This window comes from Candidatus Amarolinea aalborgensis (assembly GCF_900491745.1).
GTDB classification, from domain to species: Bacteria; Chloroflexota; Anaerolineae; order SSC4; family Amarolineaceae; genus Amarolinea; species Amarolinea aalborgensis.
The window spans coordinates 19,854-30,855 of record NZ_UETR01000037.1 but is presented as its reverse complement, the minus strand read 5'-3'; the positions used below and the strand labels follow the sequence as shown (position 1 = coordinate 30,855).

Genomic DNA, 11,002 nt, shown 5'->3' with positions numbered 1-11,002 from the left:
CCAGCAGCCGCAGTTTGTGTTCGACGAGGGCGCCGGGCTCTCCACCCAACAGCAGCAGTACGATCCCACGCCGATCATCAATGCCCTCCGCCAACACGTAGATCAGTGGCGCGCGATCCCAAATCCCGCCCATTGGGGCGTAACCCCGGAAACTGCGCGGCTGCTGCAGCACTGGCGTCACCATCCGTTCAATAACACCCGCCCATTTTTCTGCCAGATCGAGGCGGTGGAAACGGCCATTTGGCTGACAGAGGTTGCGCCGACGGACAAGGCGGGGAAAGGCTTTCTGGAGCATCTGGCGAACGCGAATGCCGACGCCAACCCAGAGCTGATGCGGCTGGCGCTGAAACTAGCCACAGGCGCCGGCAAGACGACCGTCATGGCGATGATCATCGCGTGGCAGACGGTCAATGCCGTGCGTCGGAGCAACAGCAAGAAGTTCACGCGCGGCTTCTTGGTCGTGACCCCCGGCCTGACGATCCGTGACCGGTTGCGCGTCCTGCTGCCCAACGACCCGGACAACTACTACCTGGGCAGCGAGCTTGTCCCCAGCGACATGCTCGGCGATATTAAGCACGCGAAGATCGTCATTACCAACTACCATGCGTTCATGCGGCGGGAACGCATGGAGCTTTCCAAGGGCGGCCGCGCCCTGCTGCAGGGCCGCGGCGGGGCGCTGGATACGCTGGAGACCGAGGGGCAGATGATCCAGCGCGTGATGCCCGATCTGATGGGAATGAAGAACATCCTCGCGTTGAACGACGAAGGGCATCACTGCTACCGCGAGAAGCCAACTCACGATGAGGAAGGGGACCTGGCAGGCGAAGACCGCAAGGAAGCCGAGAAAAACAACGAAGCCGCCCGCGTCTGGATTTCGGGCCTGGAAGCTGTGAACCGCCAGCTTGGCCTCGCCCGTGTCATGGATCTATCGGCGACTCCCTTCTTTTTGCGCGGCTCAGGCTACGCCGAGGGTACACTCTTCCCGTGGACGATGAGCGATTTCTCGTTGATGGACGCCATCGAATGTGGGATCGTCAAGCTGCCGCGCGTGCCTGTGGCCGACAATATCCCGGGCGAAGAGATGCCGCGGTTTCGCAACCTTTGGGAGCACATTCGCGGCCGCATGCCGAAGAAAGGCCGCGGCAAGGCCAAGACGCTCGACCCGCTCAGCATTCCGGTGGAGCTGCAAACCGCGCTCGAAGCGCTGTACGGCCACTACAAGAGGACCTTCGATCTCTGGCAAGAGAACGGCATCCGAGTGCCGCCCTGCTTCATCGTCGTTTGCAACAACACCTCCACCTCCAAGCTGGTTTACGACTACATTTCAGGCTTCCATCGCGTCAATGAAGACGGTTCCACCACGCTGGAGAACGGTCGTTTGGGATTATTCCGCAACTTCGATGAGCACGGCAACCCGCTTGCCCGCCCCAACACGCTGCTGATTGACAGCGAGCAGCTCGAATCCGGCGAGGCGCTGGACGACAACTTCCGTGCGATGGCGGCCGACGAAATCGAGCGTTTCCGTCGTGAGATCATCGAACGCACCGGCGACGTCCGTCAAGCGGAGAATCTGACCGACCAGGACCTGCTGCGCGAGGTCATGAACACCGTCGGCAAGCAGGGGCGGCTCGGCGAGTCCATCCGCTGCGTCGTGTCGGTGTCCATGCTCACCGAGGGGTGGGATGCCAATACGGTGACGCACGTGTTGGGTGTGCGCGCCTTTGGCACGCAGCTCCTGTGCGAGCAGGTGATCGGCCGCGCGTTACGGCGTCAGTCGTATGAGCTCAACGAAGAGGGGCTGTTCAACCCTGAATACGCCGACGTGCTGGGCATCCCGTTCGACTTCACGGCCAAGCCGGTCGTGGCGCCGCCGCAGCCGCCGCGCGAAACGATTCACGTGCAGGCCGTGCGGCCCGACCGCGATGCCCTGGAAATCCGCTTCCCGCGCGTCGTCGGTTACCGCGTCGAGCTGCCGGAGGAGCGGCTGACTGCCCAGTTCAACGCCGACTCGGTCTTGGAGCTGACGCCGGATCTCGTCGGCCCTTCGATCACGCGCAACGCCGGCATCATCGGGCAGGAGGTTGATCTGAGCCTGGAGCACCTGCAAGACATGCGGCCCTCGACGGTGCTATACCACGTCACCAAACGCCTGCTCTACACCAAATGGCGCGACCCCGGTGAAGAACCCAAACTACATCTGTTTGGCCAGCTCAAGCGCATCACCAAAGAATGGCTCGACACCTGCCTGGTCTGCAAAGGCGGCGCCTATCCCGCTCAACTGATGTACCAGGAGCTGGCCGACATGGCCTGCGAACGCATCACGGCCGGGATCACGCGCGCGCTGCAGGGCGAGCGGCCCATCAAGGCGGTGCTTGACCCGTACAACCCCACCGGCTCTACCGTCCATGTCAACTTCAACACGTCGAAGGCATCCCGCTGGCAGACCGATCCCCGCCGCTGCCACGTCAACTGGGTGATTCTCGATAGCGATTGGGAGGCCGAGTTCTGCCGCGTGGCCGAGTCGCACCCACGCGTGCGAGCTTATGTTAAAAACCAAAACCTGGGCCTCGAAGTGCCCTACCGCTACGGTTCAGAAACGCGGCGGTATCTTCCCGACTTCATCGTGCTGGTGGATGACGGCCACGGCGAAGACGACTTGTTGCACGTTATCGTGGAAATCAAGGGCTATCGCCGAGAGGACGCCAAAGAAAAGAAGACCACCATGGAGACCTACTGGGTGCCTGGGGTGAACCATCTTGGCGCCTACGGCCGCTGGGCGTTCGCTGAGCTCACCGAGGTCTATCAGATCGAGGCCGATTTCACCGCCAGGGTCGAGAGCGAATTCGATGCCATGCTCGCCGCCCGCGTCCCTTCGGGGCGCCCGAATTGAGGATTCAATCGTCCCTACGGGACGATGACGCGTTGTGGGCGTGTAAAGTCAGGTGTCCCTACGGGACACACCGCACGGCCCGCGTCCCATCGGGACGCCCGAATTTCGAACGACGACGCGCCGCACGATGCGCGTCCCATCGGGACGCCCGAATTGAGGGACAACGGGGCACAACACGCGCCCCGCGTCCCGTCGGGACGCATGAATTGAGACGACGCGCCGCACGAATCCGCGTCCCGTAGGGACGCATGAATTGAGACAACGACGCGCCGCACGAATCCGCGTCCCGTAGGGACGCATGAATTGAGACGCACGAATTGAGGGACAACGGGGCACAACACGCGCCCCGCGTCCCATCGAGACGCCCGAATTGAGGAGACCCAAATATGGCTAATACCTATACATCCCTCTTCTACCACATCGTCTTCAGCACCAAGAACCGTGTGCCCTACATCAGGGCAGAGATCGAGCAGCGGGTATGGGAATACATGGGCGGCGTCGCACGCCATCACGGCGCGACCGCCGTGCAGATCGGCGGGGTTGACGACCACATCCATGCCCTCACCCTGTCGCCTCCCACCCTCGCGCCAAGCCAAATCGCACAGCACATCAAAGGCGAAACCGCCAAATGGATTCACGAAACCTTCCCGGAGTTACGCGCGTTCGCCTGGCAGGAAGGTTTCGGCGCGTTCACCGTGAGCAAGTCGGGCGTGCCGGCGGTGGTGCGCTACATCCAAAACCAACGCGTCCACCATCAAAAGCGGGATTTCCAAAAGGAATACCTCGATTTCTTGCGGAGGCACGAGGTTGAATACGACGAACGCTATTTGTGGGGATAAAGTCAGGTGTCCCTACGGGACACACCGCACGTCCCGCGTCCCATCGGGACGCATGAATTGAGGACGCCCGAATTCAAATGGCGAGCATACGCGCCCGCGTCCCATCGGGACGCCCGAATTGAGGGGCGCCCGAATTGGGGATTCAATCGTCCCTACGGGACGATGACACGTTATGGGCGTGCTAAAGTCAGGTGTCCCTACGGGACACGCCGCACGATCCGCGTCCCATCGGGACGCATGAATTGAGGACGCCCGAATTCAAATGGCGAGCATACGCGCCCGCGTCCCATCGGGACGCATGAATTGAGGACGCCCGAATTGGGGATTCAATCGTCCCTACGGGACGATGACGCGTTATGGGCGTGCTAAAGTCAGGTGTCCCTACGGGACACACCGCACGTCCCGCGTCCCATCGGGACGCATGAATTGAGACGACGACGCGCCGCACGATCCGCGTCCCATCGGGACGCATGAATTGAGGACGCCCGAATTGAGGATTCAATCGTCCCTACGGGACGATGACGCGTTATGGGCGTGCACGTGCTAAAGTCAGGTGTCCCTACGGGACACACCGCACGGCCTGCGTCCCGTAGGGACGCATGAATTGAGACGACGACGCGCCGCACGAATCCGCGTCCCATCGGGACGCCCGAATTGAGACGACGACGCGCCGCACGATCCGCGTCCCATCGGGACGCATGAATTGAGACAACGACGCGCCGCACGAATCCGCGTCCCGTAGGGACGCATGAATTGAGACAACGACGCGCCGCACGAATCCGCGTCCCGTAGGGACGCACGAATTGAGGACGCATGAATTGAGGGACAACGGGGCACAACACGCGCCCCGCGTTCCATCGGGACGCATGAATTGAGACAACGACGCGCCGCACGAATCCGCGTCCCGTAGGGACGCATGAATTGAGACGACGACGCGCCGCACGAATCCGCGTCCCGTAGGGACGCATGAATTGAGACAACGACGCGCCGCACGAATCCGCGTCCCGTAGGGACGCATGAATTGAGACAACGACGCGCCGCACGAATCCGCGTCCCATCGGGACGCATGAATTGAGGGACGCATGAATTGAGACAACGACGCACCGCACAATTTGCGTCCCATCGGGACGCCCGAATTTCGAACGACGACGCGCCGCACGATCCGCGTCCCATCGGGACGCATGAATTGAGACGCCCGAATTGACGATTGAATGGATCATGTTTTGGAGAGCACGTAATGGCCCAAACCACCACCCGCAAGACCGTGGAAACCCTCAAGCACAACGAGGCCACGCGCAAGAACATCCCCACGGCCGAATACCAATCCGTGCTGAAGCAGGAGGAGCAATCTCCCCTGCGCGTCGCGTACGAGCGGCGCAACCGTGACCTGGACCCGCAGCTCGTTTGGCGCGGCAAGGACATGCAGGATTGGAGCGACCTGGTCGTGCTCGCGCCGCCGCTCTACATCCAGGAGAAGGTGCACCCCAAGGCGCTCGTGGATGACCTGCTGCGCCAGACGGAGCTGGCGCGGACGCAGAAACCGGGCGCGCAGCTCGACCTCTTTGCCGATTTCAACGGCCTGCCCAGCGAAGAAGCCAAGACTGAGTTTTACCAGCACGACCAGAACTGGTCGAATCGCATGATCCTGGGCGATTCCTTGCAGGTGATGGCCAGCCTGGCCGAACGCGAGGGACTGCGCGGCCGGGTGCAGTGCATCTACATTGACCCGCCCTACGGCATCAAGTTCAACAGCAACTTCCAGTGGAGCACCACCAGCCGCGATGTCAAGGACGGCAACCCGGAACACATCACGCGCGAGCCGGAGCAGGTGAAGGCCTTCCGCGACACCTGGCGCGACGGCATCCACAGCTACCTCACTTACCTGCGTGACCGGTTGACCGTGGCGCGTGATCTTCTGTCCGATTCTGGCTCCGTCTTCGTGCAGATCGGCGATGAAAACGTTCACCGCGTTCGGGCAGTGATGGATGAGGTGTTTGGGGACGCCAACTTTGTGAGTCAGATCGTTTTTGTTCGAGGGGTTGCGGGACTTGGTGACCTGGTATCTAATGTAAATGACTTCGTTCTCTGGTATGCAAGGGAAAAAAGTCGGTGCAAGTCGCGCCAGATACTCCTACCGAAACCAGAAAAGACACTGGCGTCGGCCTACAACTACGTGGAAGCAAAAGGCGGTGAAATACGAAGGCTCACGAAGGAGGAGATCGAATCAGATGAGGGTTTGGAAGGAAGAAGATTCAAGAGCTCAGCAATTGTAGCAAGAGAAGCTTCTAAAAGTGGGACTTTCTCTTTTGTCTGGGAAGGAGTGACGTTCGAACTGCCACCGAACACACATTGGAAGACCTCTCAGCGCGGCTTGGGTCTTCTGGTCAGGGCAAATCGCATAGCGGCGTTCGGAAAGACTCTTGTGTACAAGATGTTTACGGACGACTTTCCACATGTCCCTATTTCTAACATCTGGTCTGACGTCTTTGAGAGCACTTTTGCTGTCCAACGGATCTATGTGGTTCAGACCGGGGCTCGCATTATCCAACGCTGCATCCTCATGGCTACCGACCCCGGCGACCTGGTGCTGGATCCCACCTGCGGCTCTGGCACCACGGCCTACGTGGCCGAGCAATGGGGCCGGCGCTGGATCACGATTGACACCTCGCGCGTGGCGCTGGCGCTGGCGCGCGCCCGCATAATGGGCGCGCGCTACCCCTATTACCTGCTGGCCGATTCGCGCGACGGCCAGTTCAAGGAAGCGGAGGTCACCCGCACCGCGCCGAGCTCGCAGCCGGTGCACGGCAGCCTGCGCCAGGGCTTCGTCTACGAGCGCGTGCCGCACATCACCCTCAAATCCATCGCCAACAACGCCGAGATTGATGTGATCTGGGAGAGGTGGCAGGCGACCCTGGAGCCGCTGCGTGAGAAGCTCAACGCCGCGTTGGGCAAGGACTGGCAGGAGTGGGAGATCCCACGCGCCGCGGAAGACCCCTGGCCCACGGCGACCGCGGAGCTGCTTTTCCAACTCAAGACCGAACAGGCGCGCGGCGAGGAAGGCAACGCCCGTAAGATGGCGGGGTGGCTGCACGGCATCAACCACGATTTGAAGCGCAGCTACACCCTGGCGGACCTGCCGGAGCGCCCCGCCGATCCCTGGCCCGCGCCGGCGCAGCAGCTGCACACCGATTGGTGGCAGGCGCGCATCGGCCGCCAGCGCGAGATTGACGCCTCCATCGCGGCCAAGGCCGAATTCGAGTACCTCTACGACAAGCCCTACGAGGACAAGAAACGGGTGCGCGTGGCCGGGCCGTTCACGGTCGAGAGCCTCTCGCCGCACCGCGTGCTGGGCGTGGACGAGAACGACGAGCTGATTGATGCGCTCAAGGAAGGCGGCGCCGCCTACGGCGAAGGCCAGGACTTCGCTTCGATGATCCTGGAGAACCTCAAGATCGCCGGCGTACAGCAGGCGCATAAAGCGGATCGCATCACCTTCACCAGCCTGACGCCCTGGCCGGGCGAGCTGGTCTGCGCCGAGGGAAGATACAGACAGGATGAACAGGATTCACAGGATAGAGGCAAAGGCGCCCCATCCACGATTGCGCATCCTGTTCATCCGGTAAATCCCGTCCAGGCCTCGGGCGAAAAGCGCGCCGCGATCTTCATCGGCCCCGAATTCGGCACCGTGACCCGGCCCGACCTGGTGCAGGCCGCGCGCGAGGCCGGTGACGCCGGCTTCGATGTGCTGATTGCCTGCGCGTTCAACTACGAGGCGCACACCACCGAGTTCAACAAGCTGGGCCGCATCCCCGTGCTGAAGGCGCGCATGAACGCCGACCTGCACATGGGAGGCGAGCTCAAGACCACCGGCAAGGGCAATCTTTTCGTCATCTTCGGCGAGCCGGACATCACCCTGCTGCCTGCCGCAGAGGGCAAGCTGCGCGTCAAGATCAACGGCGTCGACGTCTTCCATCCCAACACCGGCGAGGTGCGCAGCGACGGGCCGGAGGGCATCGCCTGCTGGTTCATTGACACCGATTACAACGAAGAGAGCTTCTTCGTGCGCCATGCCTACTTCCTCGGCGCCAACGATCCCTACAGCGCGCTCAAGACCACCCTGAAGGCCGAGATCAACGAGGAGGCCTGGGCCACGCTCAACAGCGACATCTCGCGGCCCTTCGCCAAGCCCACATCTGGCCGCATCGCCGTCAAGGTGATCAATCACCTGGGCGACGAGGTGATGAAAGTGTTCAAGGTGAGCTGATGGAATTTCGCATGGCTGATACCTTCACCGACAGCCTGGCCCGGCTGAGCGGCGACGAGCAAAAGGCCGCCAAAACAGCCGCCTTCGATTTGCAGATCAACCCGGCCAACCCCGGCCTGAGTCTGCACAGGATGGACAAAGCCAGGGACAAGAACTTCTGGTCGGTGCGGGCGAGCAATGATATCCGGCTGATTGTGCACAAAACGCCGGGAAGCCTGCTGCTCTGCTACGTGGATCACCATGAAGACGCCTATGCCTGGGCGGAACGCCGCAAGATCGAGACCCACCCCAAGACCGGCGCGGCGCAGTTGGTTGAGATTCGTGAGCGGATCGAGGAGATCACGATCCCGCGTTATGTCGAAGTAGAAAGACCGGCGCCATCCCAGCCGCCGCTTTTTGCCGCAATCCCACAGGAATCGCTTCTCAGCTATGGTGTTCCGCCCGAATGGCTGGGCGAGGTGCAGCAGGTCAAGACTGAAGACGGCCTGCTTGAGTTGTGCGACCATCTGCCGAGGGAAGCAGCCGAGGCGCTGTTGAATCTGGCCGTCGGCATCACACCTGCGGTTGTACAGCCGGTGGTTGCTGTCACGGATCCGTTCACGCATCCCGATGCACAGCGTCGTTTCCGCGTGGTGAACAATATCGAAGAGCTGGAACGTGCGCTGGACTATCCGTGGGAGAAATGGACCGTCTTTCTCCACCCCGCGCAACGGGAATCGGTCGAACGGGACTACGGCGGCCCGGCGCGCGTCTCCGGCTCAGCCGGCACCGGCAAGACCATCGTCGCCCTGCACCGCGCGGTCTTCCTCGCGCGCACCCATCCCGATGCCCGGGTGCTGCTCACCACTTTCTCCGATTCGCTGGTGAATGCGCTCAGGGCGAAGCTCAAACGCTTGATCAGCAACGAGCCGCGTATCGCCGAGCGGCTGGAGGTGCAGGCGCTGAGCGCCATTGCCGGGCGGCTCTACGAATTGAACATTGGTCGCCCGCAGCTCGCGGCGCCCGAAGTGATTCGTCAACTCTTGCAGGAATCTGCCAGGGAAGTGGCCGGGCAGAAGTTCAGCCTCCATTTCCTGGAGGCGGAGTGGGCCGAGGTTGTTGACGCCTGGCAACTGGAAACGTGGGAGGCGTATCGGGACGTTGTGCGCCTGGGTCGCAAGACCCGCTTGCCGGAAAAGCAGCGCATGGCGCTTTGGGCGGTCTTCGAGCGCATACGGACGGGTTTGCAGGCGCGGAACCTGCTAACCCATGCCGCGCTGTTCAACCGGGTGGCGTCCCACCTGACAACGATCAGGCGCTCGCCGTTCGATTTCGTTGTCGTGGACGAGGCGCAGGATCTGAGCGTGGCGCAGTTGCGTTTTCTTGCCGCGCTCGGCGCTGACCGCCCCAACGGTCTCTTCTTTACCGGCGACTTGGGGCAGCGCATCTTCCAGCAGCCTTTTTCCTGGAAGGCGCTTGGCGTGGATGTTCGTGGCCGTGCCCGAACGCTCCGCGTCAACTATCGCACATCGCACCAGATCAGGGCGCAAGCTGACCGGCTGTTGGGACCAGAGGTCAGCGACGTGGACGGCAATAAAGAAGATCGGCGCGGCACGGTCTCTGTATTCAATGGTCCAGAACCAACGCTCAAGGTGCTCGATACGGTTGAAGTCGAGAATGAGACGGTTGGCCATTGGCTGGCGGAGCGCATGGCCGAGGGCTTGAAGCCGCACGAGGCAGGCGTGTTCGTGCGGTCAGCCGCCCAACTGCTGCGAGCGCGTGCGGCCGTAGAGGCTGCCCGGCTTTCCTACAAGGTGCTTGACGAAAACGTAGAGACGACCCCAGGCTATGTGTCGGTGAGTACGATGCACCTGGCGAAAGGGCTAGAATTCCGCGCCGTTGCCGTCATGGCCTGCGAAGATGAGGTCGTCCCCTTGCTGGAACGCATCGAAACGGCCGCGGACGAGAGCGAACTCGAAGAGGTTTACAACACCGAGCGGTATCTGCTCTATGTAGCCTGCACACGGGCGCGCGATCACCTGCTGGTAACGAGCGTCTACCCGGCATCGGAATTCCTGGACGATTTGAGGGTGTAACTGACCGGCAGTGATTGAGGACTAGAGACTGGAGAGAGACTGAAGATACGAAACCCCCAAACCCGAAACGTCACTCCACTCGATCTCCAATCTCTGATCTCCAATCTCCGTCCCCTCTCACGAATCGCTGAATGTAGGCGTACGCTTCTCGGTGAAGGCGATGAAACCTTCCCTGGCATCATTGCTGCCAAGCAGCGCCACCATCTCGTCCACTTCGAGCTTAAGCCCATCCGCCAGCGGCATGTGCAGGCCCTCGTGAATGGCCTTGACGCTGGCGCCGATTGCGAGGCCGCCCTTGCTGACGATCTTGGCGGCGAGCGCGCGCGCTTCGTCCAGCACCTTGTCCGGTTCCACGACCTTGTTGACCAACCCCAGGCGGTAGGCCTCGGCCGCATCCAGCATGTCGCCCGTCAGGATGATCTCCATGGCCTTGGCCACACCGATCTGCCGCGTCAGACGCTGCGTGCCGCCCCAGCCCGGAATGATGCCCAGGTTGATTTCGGGCTGGCCCATGCGCGCCGCGCTGCTGACGATGCGCATGTGGCAGGAGAGGAAAAGCTCCATGCCGCCGCCCAGGCAGACGCCGTTGACGGCCGCGATGACCGGCTTGCGGCTGGCTTCGATCAAGGCAAAGGTGGCCTGACCAAATTCGATCATCGTCCGACCCTGGCCCTGCGCCCCGGCCGCGGCCAGTTCCTTAATGTCCGCGCCCGCCACGAAAAAGCGCGACCCCGCGCCGGTGATGATGATGGCCTTGACGGCCGCATCCTCATGCACCTCACGAAAGGCCGCGTTCAGGTCGGCCATCGTCTGGCCGTTGAACGCGTTGGCCGGCGGATGGTTAATCGTCAGAATCGCAATGCGATCTTTGATTTCGATTTTCACAAACTGTAGCTCTGACATGGGAAATCCTTTCTTTTACCAAACTTTGCAC

5 protein-coding genes are annotated in these 11,002 nt (G+C 61.7%); 4 read left to right on the top strand and 1 reads right to left on the bottom strand.

Annotated features, from left to right (window positions below; genetic code table 11):
* From ACPQ6D_RS20955 to ACPQ6D_RS20940, 4 genes are all read left to right on the top strand, one after another.
* Positions 1 to 2,890 (top strand): BPTD_3080 family restriction endonuclease (locus ACPQ6D_RS20955; RefSeq protein WP_423226299.1); only part of this gene is annotated, 2,890 nt, incomplete at its 5' end.
* 386 nt (positions 2,891 to 3,276) lie between these two features.
* Entirely contained in the window at positions 3,277 to 3,729 is a 453-nt protein-coding gene (tnpA, locus tag ACPQ6D_RS20950) for an IS200/IS605 family transposase (RefSeq protein WP_423226298.1), read from the top strand.
* 1,237 nt (positions 3,730 to 4,966) lie between these two features.
* Complete coding sequence (locus ACPQ6D_RS20945; protein ID WP_423226297.1) at positions 4,967 to 7,993, top strand: site-specific DNA-methyltransferase; 3,027 nt, start codon at positions 4,967 to 4,969, stop codon at positions 7,991 to 7,993.
* Positions 7,993 to 10,068, top strand: coding sequence for a UvrD-helicase domain-containing protein (locus ACPQ6D_RS20940; protein WP_423226296.1), 2,076 nt, complete (start codon positions 7,993 to 7,995; stop codon positions 10,066 to 10,068). The genes ACPQ6D_RS20945 and ACPQ6D_RS20940 overlap by 1 nt, the downstream gene beginning before the upstream one ends.
* Positions 10,069 to 10,185: 117 nt before the next feature.
* On the opposite strand, the gene ACPQ6D_RS20935 is transcribed toward ACPQ6D_RS20940, so the two are convergent.
* Positions 10,186 to 10,971 (bottom strand): enoyl-CoA hydratase/isomerase family protein, encoded by a 786-nt coding sequence (locus ACPQ6D_RS20935; RefSeq protein ID WP_423226295.1) that lies wholly within the window; start codon positions 10,969 to 10,971, stop codon positions 10,186 to 10,188.
* Positions 10,972 to 11,002: the final 31 nt, after the last annotated feature.

What these genes read in the sequence shown, in the direction of transcription:
- ACPQ6D_RS20945 (WP_423226297.1), top strand. Translation starts at nt 4,967, where the DNA reads ATGGCCCAAACCACCACCCGCAAGACCGTGGAAACCCTCAAGCACAAC.
- ACPQ6D_RS20935 (WP_423226295.1), bottom strand. Translation starts at nt 10,971, where the DNA reads ATGTCAGAGCTACAGTTTGTGAAAATCGAAATCAAAGATCGCATTGCG.
- tnpA (WP_423226298.1), top strand. Translation starts at nt 3,277, where the DNA reads ATGGCTAATACCTATACATCCCTCTTCTACCACATCGTCTTCAGCACC.
- ACPQ6D_RS20940 (WP_423226296.1), top strand. Translation starts at nt 7,993, where the DNA reads ATGGAATTTCGCATGGCTGATACCTTCACCGACAGCCTGGCCCGGCTG.